Origin of the sequence: Geotalea daltonii FRC-32 (assembly GCF_000022265.1) — a bacterium.
GTDB classification, from domain to species: Bacteria; Desulfobacterota; Desulfuromonadia; order Geobacterales; family Geobacteraceae; genus Geotalea; species Geotalea daltonii.
This window is the reverse complement of sequence record NC_011979.1, coordinates 1,432,987-1,453,296: the sequence shown is the minus strand read 5'-3', so window position 1 is coordinate 1,453,296 and position 20,310 is coordinate 1,432,987. Positions and strand designations below refer to the sequence as shown.

The following is a 20,310-nucleotide window of genomic DNA, read 5'->3' as shown; positions in this document are numbered from 1 at the left end:
GATCAATCAATTCATAACTCCCCCGTCCCCCTCTTATATGTTTAAGAGGGGGGACGTGTTAGGGAAGTGCCGGTGGTAGTTCCACCATAGTCACATCTGCGCGTCCCTCCCCTTAGGTAAGGGGACCCACAGGGCCTAAAGAGGACAGGCGGGGTTGGTGCCATGCTATCCGGCAACAAAAAGCATTACTCAGTGCTGCGCGGCGTAACGGTAACCTTCTCCGGAATGATTTTGACGAAGCGGCTGCGGCAGGAAGCAACGACACCCTCCACCCAGTCCGCCTCCACTTCCTGCTGGGAGCGGATCAGTTCCCGATGGTACTGGAGCAGCAGTTCCTCCACATTGGCAATGTCATCCTCTTCCAGGTCGCGGATTTCCACCCCTGCTCCGGCGGCAATACGGCGGCGAAGGGCATCCCTGGTCATGCCCGTTTCCGGATCGAGATGGCAGTAAACGATGCCGCCGGTCATGCCGGAGCAGATCCAGGGACCCGGATCGCCCAGGACGACAACCCTGCCGGCAGTCATGTACTCGAAAGCAAAGCCCTTCAGATTGGCCCTGCCGGCGGAATTGCCGGCTGCATCATCCAGTGGCGTGCGGATCCTTCCGCCAAGGACCACATCGGCGCCAGAGAGGCGGATACAGGCCCGGCTGTCGGCATCGCCCTGAATGATGAAAGTGCCCCCTTGGGCTCCATAGGCCAACCCCTTACCCACTGAGCCGCCGACTCGGACCCCATTGCGGTTTTCCCCCTTGAGGATGACGATCTTTCCGCCACGGGCCGACTTGCCGACCCCATCCTGTGCTCCCCCTTCCACGCGCATGGTGAGGCGGGGAATGTTGAAAGCACCCAGACCATTGCCGGGAATGGAGTCGCGCTGGAAATGGAGCAGCGCCTGCTCCTGGCCGGACAGCCGACTCTGTTGAATATCGCGGACCATGGCTCCGGCCAGATGGGTGCCGATGGCCCGATCAGAGCTGGAAGCATCGGTGTCGTCGTACCGGACCCGGGTCTCACCGCTGAGGAAGGCATTATGGACCAGATTGGAGATAAGGGAGGTCAGGTAGTTGAGGGGCTTGCGGATGATGCGTACATTGTCCTCCACCTCCGTCGCGGCAGGAAGCTTTGCCGGGGTCAGCAGATCGGACAGATCCAGGTTTTCCAGCCCCCGCTCCTGGAAAAGCAGGTCTGCCCGCCCCACCAGGTCCTGGGTCTTCCTGGCGCCCAGTTTTGCGGTAAGGATGCGGATCTCCCTGGCCATGCCGCGGAAAAAGGTGGTCTCGTAGATGACCCCGTTTTCCAGCACCCGTGGGACGAAACGTTTCAGCCCTTTGGCCTCGGCCTCTGCCGTGGTCTCGATCTGGGAGGCGATGCCAACATGACAGGTGCCAAGATGGCAGCCACGGCAAGTGGTACAGCCGATGATGACCATAGCCATGGTGCCGAAGCCGACCCGGTTGGCCCCCAGCAGCATCAGTTTCAACACATCCCGGCCGGTGCGTGCTCCGCCGTCGGCCCAGATCTCCACCTTGTGCCGCATGCCTGCTTCCACCAGTGCCCTGTGTGCCTCGCTGACGCCGATATCTGCCGGCAAGCCGACGAACTTGATGGCATGGCGGCGGGCAGCGCCGGTACCGCCGTCATAACCGCTGATGGTGATGATGTCGGCACCGGCTTTGGCGATGCCGAGGGCGATGGTGGCAATACCGGCCACCGCCGGCACCTTGACGGAGATGCGAGCCCGCGGGTTGGCAGTCCGCAGTTCCTCGACGATCTGGGCCAGATCCTCGATGGAATATATATCGTGGTTGTTGGAGGGGGAGATGAGGCTCACCCCAGGTGTGGCATTGCGCGCGGCGGCGATCTTTGCCGTCACCTTGAATCCCGGCAGGTGCCCCCCCTCGCCCGGCTTGGCCCCCTGCCCCACCTTGATCTCCAGAAAATCGGCGGAATTGAGAAAATCCATATTGACGCCAAACCGTCCGGAGGCGATCTGCTGGCCGCGGTTTTCCCGGTAGCGCCCCAGCATGTCTGCGATTTCGCCCCCCTCACCGTTCATGCAGACGATGTTGAGGCGGCGTGCCGCTTCGGCATAGATGCGAAATGGGGTCTCCCCCTGGGAACCGAAGCTCATGGCGGAAAAGAGGATCGGCAAGTCGTGGCAGCCGACGGTGGTATCAACTTCGTCGGGGTCGACGCTCAGCTCTTCCTGAAAGCGGAAGTCGATGAGATGGCGGATGGCCAGGGGATTTTCCCCCTCCAGTTGGCGGATCAGGCGCGAAAGGTCGGCATAGGTCTCATCCATCTTGGCCACGGCGCCGACCATCTTCCAGATCCGGGGATAGAGGCGAAACTGGACAGGGACCGGCTGCTTTTCCCGGCTTCGCGCTACAGCTGTCCGGCTGCGGTTTTCCTCCTCTAGTCGCACAAGCGTCAGGCCCCCATGGCCTGAGCCGCAAAAGTTGGGAGTCTCGAAAATCTCGGCCAGGTGATGGCAGAGGCCGATCGAGGCAAAATATTTGCCGTAGCCGCCTATTTCGTGGGTTCCCATGGTGGAGATGACCTTCTCCAGCCCCTTGCCCAGGACCGAAAGAAGGTTCTTAAGCCCCAGCTCCTCGGCATCGGCCTGTTCCCAGAGCAGGTACGGGCAAAGGGCGTCGGCCCCCATGCCGAGGGCGAAAATCAAGTCGTGGAGGTTACGCAGGGCACCGGACCGGACCACCAGCGACACGCCGCGGCGCAGGGATTCGCCCCCTGCGGCCGTTTCCTCCTTGAGCGCCTTGTGCAGCACGGCCACCACAAGATATGGATCGAGAAAACTCCTGCCGGGGCCGAAGGCGGCACTGTCATCCAGCACCAACAGGCGGGTGCCGTTGCCGGCAGCAGCTATGGCCTCGCTTTTCAACCGGTTCAGGGCCTGCTGGATCGACTCGTTCTGCTGCATGACGCAGGAGAGCAGGCGGTTTCCCCGCCCCCCGAACACCCCCAGTAGAGATTCCAATGTGCAGGTGCCGAAGTGCCGTGCGACAGCAGCGTCCGATGCCGCCACCCCGCTACGCCTTCCCCCGGTGAGAAGGGGAACGGTAAGCTCTATTCCCTGCTGCGCCGGTCCCTTGAAACGTGGTCTTGCCCCCAGGTAAACGCGAATGGAAAAATGCTCGGACTCCCGCTCCCGGTCGATGGCCGGGTTGGTAACAACCGCCACCTGTTCCTTGAAATAGTCGGACAGGTTCTGCCGTGACAGGGAGAGGGCCGCCAGGGGCCCATCATAGCCGAGGGAAGCAATGGGATCGTTGCCTGACCGTGCCATCTCCCGCAAATTCTGCACATCGCTGCTTTTCCAGGCCAGCGCCGACATGAGGTTTTCCAGCACCAGCCTCGGGTTTCGGCTCCACCTCTTATCCCCGGCACCACTAGGTTCCGGCAGGGCACCACCCCTGACACATGACCTGCTGTGGGCAGAAAGATTGGTCCTTTTGCGGAATCGCTCATGGATGTGCCGCCGCAGTTCGGGATGGAAGAGCACCCGCACACCCTTGCCGGGCATCACCTCAAGGCCAACCTTTTCCCCCGGAGCCAGGGGTTTAGGGTCGGACATGATCTCCTCGTGGGGCACCACTCCCAGCTCCGAGGAAATAAAAAGCTCCTTCTCCGTTTCGCCGAACCAGAGCGGACGCAGCCCCATGGCATCGACACTGAAAACACACTGGCTGCCGTGCCGGGCAATGATTGCTGCGGGGCCTTGGGCGGAGGCAGTGAGGAATCGCCGGAACCAGGAATACATGGATGAAAGCTCGGCTGGCATCCTCTCCATTTCGCTGAAAATGGGGGGAAAGACCATTTCCATGGCCTCGAAGAGGGACAGTCCAAAGCGGAACATCAGCCCCTCCAGGGTACGGTTGAGGTCTTGGGAATCGCTGCCGCCGGCAGGCAGGACGATGCCCAGCATTCGCGCTTCTTCCCGGAGGCGGGCGATGGTGTTGATTTCGCCGTTGTGACCGAGCAGGGAAAAGGGCTGGGCACGGAGCACTGTAGGAAGTGTATTGGTGGAATAGCGGCTGTGGCCGATGGTGATGCTGGAAAGGAAATCGCGCCGTTTGAGTTCCGGATAATAGCGGGGCAGCAGTTCCGGTGCCCCGTGCACCTTGTATGCGGCAACATGGGTGGAAAGAGAGGCGACATGTACGGGAAATTCCTCTTCCAAGGCCACCTGGAGATTGAAAAGGATCTCAGGCACCTTGGCCGTTTCCCGGCAAAGAAGTGCAATCTGCCAGAAGAAGGGTTCCCCCAGCCGGGCACTGGTTGAAAGCACCATGCTCCGCACCACGCCGGGACGCTCCACGAGAACCTTGAGACCGGCATCCTCCATACGCCGGACCACTTTTTCACTGAGAGCCGGGTCGATCTGCAGTTCATCTTTAGGAATCAACAGATGACCTACGGCAAAGGCCGGCGATTCCGCCAGTGCCGGATCAAGGCCGTTCTCCGACAGGATCTCCTGCCATAATATCCGGGGAATATCGGTGAGGACGCCGCAGCCGTCTCCCTCGCCGTCGATTTCTCCTGCCCGGTGCCCCATCTTGACCAGTGCACCGATGGTGCGCTGCAGGTTGCCGTGGGTTGGCTGTGCGCCTTTGTTGATATAGCCGATTATGGCACAGGCATCCCGTTCTGCAGGAACCAGCCCCGACGGATCCAGATCATGACTTTTCATGGCAACCCCATTGTCGATATTGGTACCAAAGCTTCGCATGATGCCCAGCCATGGATGGTGTTAAGTTATAGCAGACGCAGGCAAAAACGGCAACTCCGGGGCAGACGGATATCAGGATTCGGCTGTTGCGCCCCCGATTGAATTGATATATTCTCTGCGGTGCACGGGGGACCCATGCTTGCCAACGATCCGCAGACCAACCATTTTACCGGTATCCTGCTGACGATCTTTCTTGCCACAATGCAGGAGCGTGTCGGCCGGGCCGGCTCTTTCTGGCTGATACTTTTCGCTCTGCCCGGCACCATTCTCCATGAGTTGGCCCATTTTGTCGTCGCCTTCATCACCGGCGGCAGGCCCCACGGCTTGAGCATCATCCCGCGCCGTCAATACGGCACCATTGCCGACGGCTCTTCTAGCCGGCTCTGGGTGCTCGGCTCCGTTTCTTTCGGCAATGCCGGCATTTTTTCCACAGTGCCGACCGCCCTGGCGCCCCTTGGCCTGATCGTCATCGCCTGGTACCTGTACCGCCACTGGTTCGCCTGGTTTCCCGCCGACACGCTCCACACCATCCTCCTCTATGCTGCCGTCTATCTTTTTTGCTACAGCGCTGTCCCCTCCACGAAGGACCTGAAGGTCGCCTGCTCCAACCCGGCGGGACTGTTGCTCTATGGCTGCCTGGCCACCGGTCTTTTCTATTTTTCCCGGCTGTAAGACCGGCAAAGACACTTTTCTAATTAAAGTGTTTGCCAAATCGAACCGATCTGTATTAGCATCAAGACAGGTTGGTTTTCGGACAGCTTTTTAATACCAGGAGGGGGTGAATAAATATGTTTTACGAACCTGCAGCACCCAAGATTATCAGTGTCCTCATCTTCTGGTCCTTCTTCATTCTCATCATGGGCTTCAGCCTGATCACCATGCTCAGCGACAAATATCGCTGGTACCTGCGCTACGCCAGGGTATACTCCCGGACTTATAAACGCAGATAGGCCTAATCCGTTCCCACCGGCAAAAAAAAAGAGGCCGTTCCCGACACGAGGGGGCGGTCTCTTTTCATATCGATCCTCCTTTGCTGCCCCCCCTTTTGAAACGGGATACCCGTCCAAACCCACCCCCCTCTCACTCTGGCAATAACAACAGGGGGTGCTATACTTAAGGTACTCCAACAATAAAGGAGGTAATTCCTATGGCAGTCTCCGGAGAAGTGAATCGTCGCATCAGCGTCGAGGAGAAAGGGCAAAGAGCCGGGCGCAACCCCCAGGCTTACATTCAGCCAAAACAGGATGCTCTCTGCACCATCTGCGGTGCGTTATACCACAATAAACGCTGGTACATGAACGACTCAGAATTGCAAAAGGCTGGTGGCGATACTGCCATTCAGAAGGTAAAATGCCCCGCCTGCCTGATGATAGAGCAAGGCACCCCGGCCGCGGTCGTAACGCTTTCGGGCCATTATTTGAAAAAACATAAGGCCTCGATTATGGATGCAATAAGAAATACGGAAGCGCATTCACGGGCAAAAAACCCACTGGGGCGCATCATGGAGATAAAGCAGGAACAGGATGAGATTTCAATAACGACAACGGAAGACAAGCTGGCCCAGAAACTGGGGCGGGAAATCCATAAGGCCCATAGTGGAGACCTTCGCTACCGGTGGGGCCATGATGAAAACTTTGTCCGCGTGTTCTGGAACAGGGATTAGCTGCTGGGGAATTTTTCACACCACGACACGGTTGCGCCCTGCCTGCTTGGCCCGGTAGAGGGCTGCATCGGCGCGGCGGATCAGATCGTCGCTGTTGATGTCGGCTTTGCCCATGAGGGCTATTCCGGCGCTGATAGTAAGGGGGATGACCGTCCCGCCATGATTGATGGTTTCCTGCTCTATGGTTTCCCGCAGTCGTTCGGCAAGGACGACCGCCTCACCAAGGGTCGTACTTGGCGAAATGATGAGAAATTCCTCGCCGCCGATCCTGCCGACCACGTCATAGGCCCGCACCACCTCATTCATGCGGTTGGCCACCCATTTCAGCACATGGTCGCCAAAGGGATGTCCCCAGGTATCGTTGATCTTCTTGAAGAGATCCAGGTCGAGCATAATGATGCAGAGCGGCTCGCCCAGGCGGTTAGAGCGCTCGAATTCCTCTTCCAGCCGCCCCATGATGTGCCGCCGGTTTCTCAGACCGGTCAATTCGTCGGTGGAGGCCAGTCGTTTCAAACGCTGCTGGGCCTCGTCCAGGTTTATGACTAGACGCCAGGTGAGGAAATAGGTGATGCCTACCACCAAGCCGATAATCAGGATTGCCGCCAGCACTATCAGCAGCTGGCTGAGATGGGTCTGGCGGACCAGTTCGGAGATGGTCAGCGTTATGCTGAGAGCGCCCATGACATCGCCGATCCTGGTGGCATGACATTCCAGGCAGGATTTATCGGCATGGAGGGGGAGCAGGTAACGGTAAATGGGGCCTGAAGGATTCTGCATCACCAGCTGCGACATTTCACGATCCCCCTGTCCGAATTTGCGGAGGGCCGTCATTTCAATGGCATCCGGAGTATTGGCAGGGTCCAGGGGATGGGCACTGACGATGCGAAAGCTTGGTCCATCCTGCTGCTCGCTACGAACAGAGATTTCCTTGATCATTATGGCATGGTTGCGAAGGGTCAGGGTCCTGCGGTCTGTAGTCTTCAAATCCGGTTTTACCCCGATCCTCAGAAGGTAATCGTTTGACTCGACCCCCTTCCTTTTCTCCACATATACGCCGCCATAGTCATAGTTCCACATTTTGGTGTGGTCGATAAGGTCTGCATAGGCAAGGGCCTGCTCCCGGACCCGCTGAAGCAGAAGATTGCCGGTTCTTTCATAGAGGAAAAAGGAGACGACAACGACAAAAAGCGAAAGAATGATGCACAGGATGAGGAGGAACAGCCTGACATCGCTGAAGTAACGGAATGGTTTTGGCCATAAAACTGCCATGAAATCACCTGGCTGCCCGCATCGGTTATGGGTAGGAACAATTTTTCAGCCGTTCTATTGTAGCACAGTCGGGAGAGAATGACAGTTGTGGCCGCTTTGGCAGATCGAGCCTCAGGCTGTCGAAGAAAGGGGTCTCCTTCAGTTTCAAGTTGTAGGCCTCTACCATAAGGGTCTCCAGATTGACTGCATCAGCCATGTTATAGGCCAGCAGGGTTTCCAGTGCCTTAGTATTCCCGTTGACGGCATAATCACGCCACAGACGCACAGCAAAGGAACCATCGACACCATCCAGTCCCTCGCGAACCAGACCCAACTGCTTCTCGCATCCTTTGAGCCCCCCCTTGAAACCGAGACTGCGCAGCACATGCATCAGGTCGATGTGGGACTGGGGCAGGGACATATCCAGGTAATGCTCCAGGAACGGGATGTCGAAGGCCTTACCGTTGTAGGTGACAAGCACCTGATACTTGGCGACATCCTCCCGAAAGTCAGCGAGGTTTTGTCCGTGTATGTAATAGCGCACCTCTTTTCCATCGTAAAGTGCGACGGTGGTGATGATGTCTCTGTGACGGGAAAGACCGCTGGTCTCTATATCAAGATAGGCAGTGCCATCGCGAAAACTGGGAAACAGCCTCCAGTGAAGCCTGGCCGGCAGCAACTTGCTGAAGTAGCCTGGATCCGGCTGCAGCAGACACTTTTCCGACTCGTCCAGGGATAGGAGAGCTGCATGATTTCTGGTCAGAGAAAAAACCGGCCTGGTCTGGGCGTGGAATGCGTCCCATGAATGGATGCCCTGCAACCACAGCTGCTTTTCCATGGCGGTGCTGACCCCGGGGATATGACAGAAGGTTCTGGTCAGCATGGTCATCCGCCAATGATCTTCACAAGTACCCGCTTGCGCCGTTTGCCGTCAAATTCGCCAGAGAAGGCTATTAAATCTCTCCCTGTTTCCATTTCAGTCTCCAGAAAGCAATCCTGCTACAGCATATCCAGCGGATCAATATCGATTGCTATCCTCACCACCGCCGGCAGCTTGACCTGCCCCCTGAACCGGGCGATCATGCGGTGCAACTCCGGGCGTTGCCCTGACTTGAGAAGGATCTGCCGCCGATAGCGGCCGCGGATCATGGCCAGGGGTGATGAAACAGGCCCCAGTATCTCCACCCTGCTTTTGGCTTCCCTCTTCAGACGATGCAGTAATGCTGCTGCTGTCGTCGCCCCCTTCTCCACCTCCGGGGCAGAATTCCCCGAGAATACCAGCACCGCCAGGTAAGCAAATGGAGGATAACCAGTCTCCCGGCGGAAGATGATTTCATCGCCGTAGAAACCGGCGAAATCATGGGCAACAGCGCGGGTTATGGCATAATGTTCCGGGTTGAGGGTCTGTATCAGGACTCTCCCCGGTGCGTCACCGCGCCCGGCACGTCCCATCACCTGGCTGATCAGCTGGTAGGTTCTCTCACTGCTGCGAAAATCGGGGATATTTAGGGTGGCATCTGCTGATATTACCCCCACCAGCGTCACTCCGGGGAAATCATGCCCCTTGGCGATCATCTGGGTGCCGACCAGAATATCGATGGTGCCGTTTTCAAGCCCCTTCAACACCCGGGCATGCCCGCCACGGCCGGTGGTGGTATCACGGTCCATGCGGCCGATTCTGGCATCGACGTAAATTTCCCGCACCTCTTCTTCGACCCGCTCAGTTCCTCGCCCCAGCAGGGCGATGGACTGGCTGTCGCACTTGGGGCAGACGGACGGGGCGGGAATGGAGTAATCGCAATAGTGGCAGAAGTGGCGCTCGCGGCGGCGATGGTAGGTAAGGGTGACCGAACAATTGGGGCAGCTGAGCACGGTGCCGCATTCCTCGCAGACCAGATAGGTGGCAAAACCGCGACGATTGAGGAAGAGAAGCGTCTGCCCGCCAGCTGCCAGGTTGTCGCCGATCGCTTTGATCAACTCCGGCAGGAAGGTGGCGCCTTTCCGGCCGCGGGCATCCAGCAGCTCGGTTCCCGGCATCGGCAGATTACGGACCCTTTCGGGAAGCTGAAGATAGCCGATTTTCCCCTGCTGTACCGCATGGTAGGTAGTTACCAGGGGGGTTGCCGACCCGAGAACCACGACCGCTCCCTCCATCTTGCCCCGAACCAGTGCCAGGTCCCTGGCATTGTAATGGAAGCCTTCCGACTGCTTATAGGAGGATTCGTGTTCTTCATCGACAACGATGATTCCCATGTGGGAGAGGGGGGCAAACAAGGCGGAACGGGCTCCGATGACGATGGAAACCTCCCGGCGCCTGATCCTCCGCCACTCGTCATAGCGCTCACCATCGGAGAGACCACTGTGCAAAACGGCAATGCCGCAACGAAAACGGCTCTTGAACCTCCTTACCAGCTGCGGTGTGAGAGCAATCTCCGGCACCAGGACCAGGGCGGTTCGCCCCCTTTCCAGCACCTGGGCAATGGCCTGCAGATAGACTTCTGTCTTACCGCTGCCGGTTACGCCATGGAGGAGAAAAGGGGCGAACTGCTCTTTGATCCCGGCAGCAGTCAGTTGTTCAAGGGCCGCGGCCTGATGGAAGTTGAGTACCAGCGGCGCATCGTGGGTGAAGACCTCTTCCCGGAACGGATCACGGTAGATTTCACGCTCGGAGAACTCAACCAGCCCCAGTTCCTGCAGACGGTGGAAATTGGCCGTTGTGGCAGCGAACTCACGGCGAAGCAGCCCTGCCGGCGCTTCGTCAACCCGGCGAAGATATTCCAGCAGACGCAACCCCTTGCCACGCAGGTTAACCGGCAATTCGACATCAGGTAGTGCCCGGTAAAAGGTCTCCCTTTTTACCGTTCGTCCCCCCTTGAGCACTTCTTCCCTGCTCAGTGTTCCGTCTGCCGTTTCCACACTGCGTGTCCGACTGGCAAGATTGATACCGGCAGGCAGTGCCGCCTTGATCACTTCCCCCAGTGGATGGAAATAATAGCCGGCGCTCCAGCGCAGGAAATCCAGCTCCTTTTCCGTAAAGAGCGGCTCCTCGTCGAGAACGTCGATAATATCCCTGATTTTTTCAGCACTCTCCGGCACATTGCCGATCATATAGCCGGTGATCTTGCGCCTGCCGAAGGGGATCAGCACCCGCACCCCCGTTTTCATCCGACAAACCAGCTCCGGCGGCACTCCGTAATGAAAGGTGGCATCTAGGGGGAGCGGTACTGCAACTTCTATGATTTTCAAGGCGTGGTGCTCTGTCATGATGACGACATTATGGGACCGGCAAGGGACCGTGTCAAATTGAATATCCGAAAACAGGGACGCAAAAAAGCCGGAAATTCATGACGGCTTTCCGGCTTTTTAACTGTACATGGGTTGAAACTATTTCTTCAGCACTTCCTCGGCAATAGCACGTCCCAGTGCCTCGCACTGCTCCAGCGCCTCGGCCCGGGGTGTGAACGGTGCCCTGACAAAGGGTACCGGCAGTTTAAAGTTGAGCCCCTTGAGCCTTTCTTCGGCCAGACGGCAGGCCTCGCCACTCCAGCCGTAGCTGCCGAAAACTGCGGCAATATTGGTTTTGAGGTGAACGGTGGAAAGATAGGCAAGAACATCCCACATGGGCTTCGGCACATCCCGGTTAATGGTGGGAATGCCGAAAATCAGCGCATCCCCAACTTCCATCAAATCCCGGATCGCTGCTGCCGTAAGCTCATTAATATGCCGGCAGTCAACCTGAACACCGGCTGCCGCCGCTCCCTTAACCACGCTGGCCGCCATTTTTTGCGTATTGCCATGGGGAGAAATGTAAAAAAGGATGATCTTTTTGTCCCCTGCTTCGGGGCGGCACCAGCTTTCATAAAGTCCCACCGTTTTCCAGGGATCGCTGCGCAGCACAGGGCCGTGGCTCGGGCAGATTACCGCGATCTTCTCGTTTTTCATCTTGTCGATAGCCGTCAGCGCCTTATCCTTGAAGGGACGCATGATGGTATCGAAGTAAAATTGCATGTCGGCGCTGAAATCGGGAAGTTCGTCATTGAAAATGGAAGAGCCGCAGTAATGTGAGCCGAAGGCGTCACAGGTGAAGATAACCTCGTCCTCCTCAAGCAGGGCGAACATGGTGTCCGGCCAGTGCAGGAACGGCACGACCAGAAAACGCAGACGCTTGCCTCCCAGGTCGATTACCTCCCCATTCTTGACGATCTGCGAGGGGAATGGATTATGGATCAGATTACCGAGAAAGGTATGGGCGGCCTGGGTTGAGACCACCTTTGCCTTTGGACAATGCTTGAGCATAAAGGCAAGAGAGCCGGAATGATCCGGTTCGGTGTGGTTGACGACGAAATAATCGATATCGGCAGGATCTACCAGCTGCTTGACTTTCTCCAGGTACTCCTCACCCCTTTTCCCCTTGACAGTATCGACGACGGCAATTTTGTCCCTCCCCTTGATCAGGTAGGAGTTATAGGTCGTACCGTGTTCGGTGGGGAAGAGGTCGTCAAAGGTGCGCAGTTCTGGGTCTTTTACCCCGATCCAGAAAATGTCAGGCTTGATCTCGAAAATTTCGGCCATTACCAACTCCTTGTAAATGCATTTGAAGTCAAAAAATAATACCCAACTAGGGCTCATTAGGCAAGATTGGCCAGAAAAAAAACGCCCGGTTGCCCGGGCGTCGTTGCTCCAATGTTATTCAGCGGTCACATCACCATTATGAGTGCCGCGCATCGCGGCCGGTTTTAAGACTGCGGTATTCCACAACCGGCTGGGAGCTTCTTGCCCTGGGAGCAGAGCTTTTCCGAGCCTGGGCAAAACCGCCACCCTTTGTGTCATCCTTGCCTTGACGGCGACCGTTGCCGGCGTAGGGAGTCTTGCCGCGTCCGTTTCCGGGCTGGCTGCGCTTCCCTGAAGTGCTGAGACGGCGCAGGGGACGGGTTGGCTCCAGGCCGGGAATCACATGCATCGGCAAGGTCTGGCCGGTGTACCGTTCGATCCGATCAAGGTAATTCAGGTCGTTCAACGAGGCGAAAGAAATGGCGATTCCGGTAGCTCCCGCCCTTCCGGTTCTGCCGATCCTGTGGACATAATCCTCGGCGAACTTGGGCAGGTCAAAGTTGATGACGTGACTGATGCCGGTGACGTCGAGTCCGCGGGCCGCCACGTCGGTGGCTACCAGGAGCCTGATCTTGCCGCGACGCATGTTGTGGATGGTCTTGTTGCGTGCATTCTGCGACATGTCGCCATGGAGGGCGGCGGCGGCATGTCCCTGGGCGTGAAGGTCACGGGCCAGAAGATCAGCGTCCCGCTTGGTGGCGGAAAAAATAATAGCCTTGGTAACGGTGCCATCGGCAATGAGGTGCTGCAGCATGCGGGTCTTGTGCTGCAGATTATCGGCCACATGTAGGCGCTGCTCAATCTGCTCATGGGTCATTTTCTTGCCGGCGATCTCGATACGTACCGGATCTTTCAACAGTCTCTGGGCCAGCTTGGCCATGACATCGTCCATGGTCGCCGTAAAGAGCAATGTCTGACGGTTGGCCGGAGCGGCGGCGGCAATCCTGTCTACGTCTTCGCTGAATCCCATGTCCAGCATCCGGTCAGCTTCGTCGAGGATAAGCAGTTCCAGGCGGGAAAGGTTGATTCTGCCCCGGTCAAGGTGATCGATCAGGCGCCCCGGAGTTGCTACGATCAGGTCGACCGGACGTGATAGAAGCTGCAACTGCTCACGGTACGGCATCCCGCCGAGGATGGCGCCGCTGGTGACGCGGATGAACTTGCCGTAATTGCGTACGGCATCGGTTACCTGGTTGGCCAGCTCGCGGGTAGGGGTGAGGACGAGGATGCGTGGGCCGCGGCCGGGGATCGGGGAACGAACGCTCAGTCGCTCCAGGGCAGGCAGGGTAAATGCCGCCGTTTTACCTGTCCCGGTCTGGGCAGAGGCGATTAGATCCTTGCCTTCGAGAGCCAGCGGTATCGCCTGTTCCTGAATAGGTGTGGGCGTCGTGTAACCGCAGGCGGCAATGGCTTTGAGGATAAGAGGAGACAACTGCAATGATTCAAATGACATGTGAATTCCTTTGGTTTTCGGACAGGAAGCGACAAACGGCGCTCCTGTGCCGGAAACGGCTGAAGTTGGGACGCGAAACGCCGTTGCGGCAACCATTGCGACGCATAAATGACGGCAATAACACGTATGACCGGCTCAACTACATCGTCGCCAACCATATGTGCTACTGCATTTCATGGGAGTGCTGAATATGCAGATGGGGGTTAGTGAGCGATGAAACAGGGGATGGGAGAGACTGAGAAGCAACGTAAGAAACAGGTCCCCAATTGAACAGACTCTTCAATATACACGGAAACGGCAGGGATGCAAGCTTTTATTTGAATATCGCTAGCAAAACTGGTGCCTCGATTTGGCTGCTCATAAAGTCCATATTTATTAAATGGAGGTCGAAATGACTTGCCGAAGACCGATGAACCATCTGCTTGTCCAGATGAACATCCCTGTACACCTGCGTCAGGTCGCCGAATGCATTAAAAATCTTTCGGCAACATTAATGCTATTGATTATAAGGGCGCTGTCACATAAAATGGCTATCATTTCATAAGGCAAAGGAAAGCATGATTAACGTCCTCCTCATAGCAGATCAGGTACGGTTGGAGCAAATCGTCATCTCGGCCGCCAAAGCATGCAATGCCAACGTTCATCATATCGTCAGCCTGAATATTCCTGAGGAAGTCAAATCTGGCTCGCCTGCAGTTATTTTTATCCAGAATCGTCTTTCCGGTCTCTCCGGCGACATCCTTGCCAGACACCTGCGCACTTTCTTCAGCTCTGAGGCCGGATCCGTCATTCTCCTCAGTGCTGACAACAGCGACTCTCCCCAAGCGCTCAAATTTGTCGATGACTGCATAGACTTGAACCAAAGTGATGCTGAAGTTGCACTGAGGGTAACCGAGGCCCTGAACAATCATATGTGCAAATCAGGATCTAATACCCCGGACATGGCTATCTCGGGAGGACCGGGGGCACCTGCACCTGTGACGGAGGTGACTGACCGTGTCTCCCTCTCCGGGGACCAAATCAGCCTGCAGCAGAAAGCGACTGTAGATTCCCCTTTTCTCGATAAGCTGGAAGGCGCTCTTACCGATCTGGAGCCGTTCCCGATCCAGGACCGGACTCCCCCCCCATCGGAATCCCATTACGCGGAACGGGCGGGCGACTTTGTTATTGAGGAAGAGACGCCACGACAACGAGTCTGGTTTTACCTGGGGATCTCCATTGTCTTTGCCGCCTCACTTTACTTTTTCATCGGCGGAAAACTGCAGGTGAACCGAAAGCCCTCCACGACATCCGCCACTGCCACCATCCCCCGAACAGAGGCCGGCCCGGGCATGACCAGGCTGCCCGCATTCATTCCCACCAGCAGGCCTGATCTTGCCTACGGCAAAGAACATCCAGGATGGGAACGTTACTTGGACAGCAGCAATGAGTTCAAGGTCTTCAGGAAAAATGGTGTGATCAGCGCACTGCAGATCATCGACCGCAGTGCCAAGGGGCTTTCAGGATCATTTGTCCGAAATGTCCTCCATGAAAGTGCCGCTGCCGTCAGCTATTCCATTACCTCCACCGAAGTAAAAGGAAACTACATCATTGAAAAAGGCGTCACCGACAAAGCCAGTGTCATAGTTTACAGGCGAAGATCTGATCGGCAGATGAAGGCATTTGTCTTGTATTTTCAGTGACAGCGGAAGATGGGAAAGAAATGATAAGACTAAGACTAGGATTAATTGCCACCGCCATTTTTGTCGTGCTTTCCGCCAGAGCGGGAGTTGCCGGGGATTCTCCCTTTGAAATAGATATCAGAGAACTTGATAGGAATACGACACCTGCCCCGTCAAAAAAGAGAGTCTCTGCCGCCAAGCCTCCTCATCCTGCAGCAGCCAAAGCCGTGGACCAGAGGAAAGGCGACCGAAGAGAGCGGAAGCCATTATCAAGAAGCGGCCATATGAGCTACACGGTCAAAAATGGCGATCATATCTTCAAGATATTGATGAAGCATTTTGGCATGACTAACGCTGCAGCTGAAAAACTTATTCCCGAAGTTGTTACTCTCAACAAAATAGCGGATATCCGGAAACTGAATATCGGCCAGACGATCCTGATACCAACCGGGCTGTCACACACTGCAGTTGCCCATAAGAAAAAAAGAGAAACCGAGGCGGCTTCTTCGGCAGCGGAACCTGCAATTCAACAGCGGTTTTCCACAGTTCAATCAATTGAAACGCCGGTCAGCGCTGCCATAGCTGTACGTTCCGTAACGAGCAAAGATCCTTCCGAAGTCGCCGACTCAATCCTTAACATACTTGCCGTCAAGCCGGGCAAAGACCATTTTGTCGAAACGTCGGCGGCAACCCAGCAGGCATTGCGTTTGAGCGCCAAGGTCGATCGCTTTTTCGAAAGCAATGGCAAGCATTTCATGGTCAGTTTCTCTGCGGCAGAGCCCTTTGCTTACACGGTTTACCGGTTGTTGGAGCTTGAAGGTATCAAGCTTATCAGGATCAATCGGGATGCCGATCTTAAACAGGTGGCAACATCCATTCTTTCCGCAATGGACATTTCCTTCCGTTATGGGGAGCATGCGGTTCTGCTTAACGATAGAAACCGCACCAGCACAAGCCTCAATGGTTTTCTCTTCACCAGGGAGACGACACCGCCACGACTCATTCTGCTGACTGAAGTACCTGTCGCCGCTCTGACGGCTGAATTACTGGAACGTAAGGAAACAGATCAAAGGTAAGAGGTTACCTGGTTTGAAAAACATCATGGGTCGGTCGGAATGCAAGGCTCCAGCGAAGTGGAAGCGAGACATATGCTTGATATATGCGAAGTTTCCAAATGAACGGCAACACAGCAGGCCGGCGCCGCAATAGTTTTTCAACAGCCTATTGGCGGGACATTTTTAACAGACAGTCGGCACGATAGAGGCTTGCATCGGCAGCCAGCGGCGAGTTTGGAAATTCGGCAAGAAATCTTTCGAATTCCTGCAACGCCTTGCTCAGCTGCCCTTTTTTGTATGCTGCAATAGCTCTCTGGTACTGCAGAAGGGAAGAATCAGGGGCATCCACAACAGGCTGTGGTTTAGCCTGTACCTCTGGGGCGGCGGGCTCGGCCACTTTCTTTGCAGGCCGCAAAAGAGACCGCTTCTTTTTATCGCCCGTGGTGGCGGGATAGGCGGCAGTTACCGGAACCAGCAGTCGTGAACCGGCAAGAATAAGATCGGGATCAGCTATTTTATTAAAGAGCAGAATCTGGGGGAAATAGGAAGCCCTGCCTCGATACTTCCTGGCAAGCCCTTTCAGGGTGTCACCCTTGCGGATGGTAATACCTTCCACAAGAATCCCCTCTTCCGGGCCTGCCGGGACCCCCCCTGATTCCGCCGGTTTCGGCACATAGAGCATTTTGGAATCAGCCGAAAAAACCGTCACCGGAGAAACGCTCAGAAGCAACCAGCCTGTCAGTCCCCACGCCAAACACCGCATCAGTAGTTCATCCCCAGCAGATCCTGGTATTTCAGGGTATTTTTAATCTGCATGTTAGTGCCAACAACGGCACCGGTTTTTACCTTGTAGGTGATCTTGATATTGCGCTTTTCACCGGACCCCATGTCCTCGAAGCGCCAGGTATAAACGCCACCGGTACCGCTAGAGAAGGCGGGATCGGCAGAAACTATGGCCAGCTGTTGCGGCAGGACCGTTTGCACATCAACCACCTTGGCAAGATTGGAGCCGCGATTGGTACAGCTCAGTTCAAAGGAAGAAACCTCTCCGGGTTTCACCTTTCCCCCTTTGCCGGTCATGATAAGGTCAAGCACCGGCCGTGAATAAACCAGACGCAGGTTCAAAGAGGCACTTTTGCTCCTGTCTCCTTCCGGCTCGAAGTTTACCGCTACGGGCATGCTAGAGCCGTCCGCCTCATTTATCGGCGTTGTCACCTCCAGAACCACATAAGCTTCTTCCTTTGGAGCCAGCGGGCCCACGTGGGTTATTACCGGCTCATTGTCCTGTTTTTTCCCGTCCCGGTTCAAATCCTGATAGAAAGAATAGGAAGCATTTCCTGGAATGAGTGGCTTGATGCTGAAGTCGTCGCGGATGTTGCCGGTGTTGGTGACTACGATAGGAACCCGCAACGTCTGTCCAGGGATCACAACCAGCTTTTCAGCACTGGTCTTGACGTTGACGCCACTGACTCCTTGGACGACTGTGGCAGGAGAGAGGAAGGAATCTCTTTTTTCCAGCTCGCTGTTGATGACATCGGCCCGAAGAAAGAGTTCCTGCAAGGCCAGGGCATCCTCTTTCAACTGAAAGGTGAGGTTGAATTCCCTGCTTTCGCCGGAGTTAAGCTGCAGGCCATCCAGAACGAGAGTGGCCTTCATTTCCGGTTTGAATCCGGCAGGGACAAGACTTACCGGCTCATACTGGGGGGGATAAGTCAACCTAAGAGTGACTCCCCTGGCAGACGAGGTACCTATATTCAAAAGGTCCAGACGGTAAGACATTTTCTGTCCCGGCAGCAACTGTGATTTTTCCGCCTTAACCACCGCCCTCAGCAACGGAGCGGAAAAGGAGAGTCTGACTTCCTTGGATTGGGAAACATCAGGGGCAAAACCGGAACCGATCTTGATGGGGAAGCTTGCTTTCTGCCCGTCGATCACTCCCCGGGGTATGGTTACGGTCATCAGTGCCCTGAATTTTTCGCCTGTTTGCAATGGTGGTGTCACATTTATGGGATTCACCGGCTGAGCGGCAGAGGCGAACTGAACATTGAACTCTGCGGGGAATCCCGACTCCAGGTAAAAACTGTCGCTGCCGTTGCCCAGGTTGACAATGTCAAAGGGGATAGTGAAGCGCTTACCAGCTTCCAGCGATTGCGCCGGTGGCGTAATGGTAAAATCCAGATCGGCAAACTGCCCGACTTCCAGGGACAGTACCTTGGCGTTTTCGGCCTGAACAGCCGCTCCGGTTGCAGCAACGGCAGGGTACACGATGCCCAGCTCCTTGAGCTTTGTTGTAGCGCTTGCTGCGGCTGAACTCCCCGGGAAACGGTCGATCACAGATTTATATTCGGTTATTGCCTTTTCTCGCAGGGTTGCCGCTTTGCTGGCCTTTGATTTCTCTTTTTTCCTGCCGGTCGATGCTGCAGCCGTCCTGGCGGAACCTTTTTCTGCAGCAACTTTCTCCTGAGCCGCTTTTTCGTTAGCAGCCTTCTCTGCTGCAATACGCAGTTCTTCTGCTTTCTTGGCGGCAGCGATTCTTTCTGCCTCAGCCTTTTCCCTGGCGGCCTTTTCTGCAACAGCTTTCTCTGCCGCTGCCTTCTCGGCGGCAGCTTTTTCAGCTGCCAGCTTTTCCTGACGTGCTTTTTCAGCAGTAGCCTTCTCTGCAGCGATGCGCAGTTCTTCTGCTTTTTTTGCGGCGGCAATTCTTTCTGCCTCAGCCTTTTCCCTGGCGGCCTTTTCTGCAACAGCTTTCTCTGCCGCTGCCTTCTCGGCGGCAGCTTTTTCAGCTGCCAGCTTTTCCTGACGTGCTTTTTCGGCAGCAGCCTTCTCTGCAGCGATGCGCAGTTCTTCTGCTTTTTTTGCGGCGGCAATTCTTTCTGCCTCAGCCTTTTCCCTGGCGGCCTTTTCCGCAACAGCTTTCTCTGCCGCTGCTTTCTCGGCAGCAGCTCTTTCAGCTGCCAGCTTTTCCTGGCGTGCTTTTTCGGCAGCAGCCTTCTCTGCAGCAATGCGCAGTTCTTCTGCTTTCTTTGCGGCAGCGACTCTCTCCGCTTCAGCCTTTTCCCGAGCAGCCTTTTCAGCGGCTGCTTTCTCGGCGGCAGCTTTTTCAGCTGCAAGTTTTTCCTGACGTGCTTTTTCGGCGGCAGCCTTTTCTGCCACCACACGCAATTCTTCAGCCTTCTTTGCGGCAGCGACTCTCTCCGCTTCAGCCTTTTCCCAAGCGGCCTTTTCAGCTGCCGCTTTTTCCGCTGCTGCCTTGTCCGCTATAATTTTCTCCTGGCGAGCCTTCTCTGCCTCCGCCTTCTGAACGGCCAGGCGCATTTCTTCAGCGCGCTTGGCGGCAGCCCTCGCTTCAGCTTCAGATTGTTCCTGCGCCACCCTTTCAGAGTTAGAACTTTCGCCTTCTGCTTTCTCACCGGAAGCAACTGCCTCTCCTCTGGCATATTTCCCCGCCAGGGCTACAAGGTCGTCTTCCACCGTCCCTTTTAACGGGCTATCCGGATATTCCTTGAAAAATTGGGCCATATACCTGGCTGCTTCCTGTTTGTGCCCTGCCTTGTAATTGGCACGTGCCAACCAGAAAATGGCCATGTCCCGCAACGGGGTGTCAGGGTAACTCTTCAGCAGAGTTCCCATCTTATCGACCGTGGTCTGATAGTCCTTTTTTTGATAGGCATTGAAGCCAGTGATAAATAACTGGGAATCTGCCGAATCAAGGCAAAAGGCGGGGGTAGTCAAAAGCGACGCAACAAGGAGAAGGGGTAAGAGGGTCCTGCATGGCAAAGCACGGAAAAACTTATTTAAATTCACGGTGTACCTTTCCGAGCCATATCTGGGATAGTATGAAAATTAGTGACGAAAGTTACCATCT

General features: G+C 55.9%; 13 protein-coding genes. 5 read left to right on the top strand and 8 right to left on the bottom strand.

Translation table 11 applies throughout. The features are described from left to right. Positions 1-185: 185 nt before the first annotated feature. A complete protein-coding gene (locus tag GEOB_RS06575; protein ID WP_012646407.1) occupies positions 186-4,754 on the bottom strand; it encodes a glutamate synthase-related protein in 4,569 nt (1,522 codons plus the stop codon). Between the two features lie 135 nt (positions 4,755-4,889). Here GEOB_RS06575 and GEOB_RS06570 point away from each other — a divergent pair, with 135 nt between their 5' ends. The 3 genes from GEOB_RS06570 to GEOB_RS06565 all read left to right on the top strand — a co-directional run bounded on the left by GEOB_RS06570 (position 4,890) and on the right by GEOB_RS06565 (position 6,417). Then, positions 4,890-5,426, top strand: a complete 537-nt coding sequence (locus GEOB_RS06570) for a hypothetical protein (protein ID WP_012646406.1) — start codon at positions 4,890-4,892, stop codon at positions 5,424-5,426. Between the two features lie 116 nt (positions 5,427-5,542). Then, the gene (locus GEOB_RS20105; RefSeq protein ID WP_012646405.1) at positions 5,543-5,704 is read left to right on the top strand and encodes a hypothetical protein; all 162 of its coding nucleotides are present in this window, start codon (positions 5,543-5,545) and stop codon (positions 5,702-5,704) included. A 197-nt stretch (positions 5,705-5,901) separates the two neighbouring features. Further along, a complete protein-coding gene (locus GEOB_RS06565) occupies positions 5,902-6,417 on the top strand; it encodes a BCAM0308 family protein (protein ID WP_012646404.1) in 516 nt (171 codons plus the stop codon). A 15-nt stretch (positions 6,418-6,432) separates the two neighbouring features. Here GEOB_RS06565 and GEOB_RS06560 read toward each other — a convergent pair whose 3' ends face one another. From GEOB_RS06560 to GEOB_RS06540, 5 genes are all read right to left on the bottom strand, one after another. Beyond that, entirely contained in the window at positions 6,433-7,686 is a 1,254-nt protein-coding gene (locus GEOB_RS06560; protein WP_012646403.1) for a diguanylate cyclase, read from the bottom strand. Positions 7,687-7,711: 25 nt separating this feature from the next. Continuing rightward, complete coding sequence (locus tag GEOB_RS06555; RefSeq protein WP_012646402.1) at positions 7,712-8,548, bottom strand: ribonuclease H-like domain-containing protein; 837 nt, start codon at positions 8,546-8,548, stop codon at positions 7,712-7,714. Between the two features lie 116 nt (positions 8,549-8,664). After that, the gene (gene priA, locus GEOB_RS06550; protein WP_230199025.1) at positions 8,665-10,911 is read right to left on the bottom strand and encodes a replication restart helicase PriA; all 2,247 of its coding nucleotides are present in this window, start codon (positions 10,909-10,911) and stop codon (positions 8,665-8,667) included. 138 nt (positions 10,912-11,049) lie between these two features. Beyond that, positions 11,050-12,237 carry an FprA family A-type flavoprotein gene (locus GEOB_RS06545; protein WP_012646400.1) on the bottom strand — a complete coding sequence of 396 codons (1,188 nt, stop codon included), beginning with the start codon at positions 12,235-12,237 and terminating at the stop codon, positions 11,050-11,052. A gap of 136 nt (positions 12,238-12,373) precedes the next feature. After that, positions 12,374-13,729 (bottom strand): DEAD/DEAH box helicase, encoded by a 1,356-nt coding sequence (locus tag GEOB_RS06540; RefSeq protein WP_012646399.1) that lies wholly within the window; start codon positions 13,727-13,729, stop codon positions 12,374-12,376. A 557-nt stretch (positions 13,730-14,286) separates the two neighbouring features. On the opposite strand from GEOB_RS06540, the gene GEOB_RS06535 reads away from it, so the two are divergent. Beyond that, on the top strand, positions 14,287-15,411 hold the full coding sequence (locus GEOB_RS06535) for a hypothetical protein (RefSeq protein ID WP_012646398.1): 1,125 nt from the start codon (positions 14,287-14,289) through the stop codon (positions 15,409-15,411). A 20-nt stretch (positions 15,412-15,431) separates the two neighbouring features. Continuing rightward, entirely contained in the window at positions 15,432-16,466 is a 1,035-nt protein-coding gene (locus tag GEOB_RS06530; protein WP_012646397.1) for a LysM peptidoglycan-binding domain-containing protein, read from the top strand. A gap of 145 nt (positions 16,467-16,611) precedes the next feature. On the opposite strand, the gene GEOB_RS06525 is transcribed toward GEOB_RS06530, so the two are convergent. Together GEOB_RS06525 and GEOB_RS06520 are read right to left on the bottom strand one after the other, a co-directional pair. Further along, positions 16,612-17,208, bottom strand: coding sequence for a LysM peptidoglycan-binding domain-containing protein (locus GEOB_RS06525; protein ID WP_012646396.1), 597 nt, complete (start codon positions 17,206-17,208; stop codon positions 16,612-16,614). Next, positions 17,208-20,249, bottom strand: coding sequence for a tetratricopeptide repeat protein (locus GEOB_RS06520; RefSeq protein WP_012646395.1), 3,042 nt, complete (start codon positions 20,247-20,249; stop codon positions 17,208-17,210). Before GEOB_RS06520 ends, GEOB_RS06525 begins: the two co-directional genes overlap by 1 nt. Positions 20,250-20,310: the final 61 nt, after the last annotated feature.

Coding starts and splice junctions, on each gene's coding strand:
- GEOB_RS06575 (WP_012646407.1), bottom strand. CDS start 4,754: ATGCGAAGCTTTGGTACCAATATCGACAATGGGGTTGCCATGAAAAGT.
- GEOB_RS06570 (WP_012646406.1), top strand. CDS start 4,890: ATGCTTGCCAACGATCCGCAGACCAACCATTTTACCGGTATCCTGCTG.
- GEOB_RS20105 (WP_012646405.1), top strand. CDS start 5,543: ATGTTTTACGAACCTGCAGCACCCAAGATTATCAGTGTCCTCATCTTC.
- GEOB_RS06565 (WP_012646404.1), top strand. CDS start 5,902: ATGGCAGTCTCCGGAGAAGTGAATCGTCGCATCAGCGTCGAGGAGAAA.
- GEOB_RS06560 (WP_012646403.1), bottom strand. CDS start 7,686: ATGGCAGTTTTATGGCCAAAACCATTCCGTTACTTCAGCGATGTCAGG.
- GEOB_RS06555 (WP_012646402.1), bottom strand. CDS start 8,548: ATGCTGACCAGAACCTTCTGTCATATCCCCGGGGTCAGCACCGCCATG.
- GEOB_RS06545 (WP_012646400.1), bottom strand. CDS start 12,237: ATGGCCGAAATTTTCGAGATCAAGCCTGACATTTTCTGGATCGGGGTA.
- GEOB_RS06540 (WP_012646399.1), bottom strand. CDS start 13,729: ATGTCATTTGAATCATTGCAGTTGTCTCCTCTTATCCTCAAAGCCATT.
- GEOB_RS06535 (WP_012646398.1), top strand. CDS start 14,287: ATGATTAACGTCCTCCTCATAGCAGATCAGGTACGGTTGGAGCAAATC.
- GEOB_RS06530 (WP_012646397.1), top strand. CDS start 15,432: ATGATAAGACTAAGACTAGGATTAATTGCCACCGCCATTTTTGTCGTG.
- GEOB_RS06525 (WP_012646396.1), bottom strand. CDS start 17,208: ATGCGGTGTTTGGCGTGGGGACTGACAGGCTGGTTGCTTCTGAGCGTT.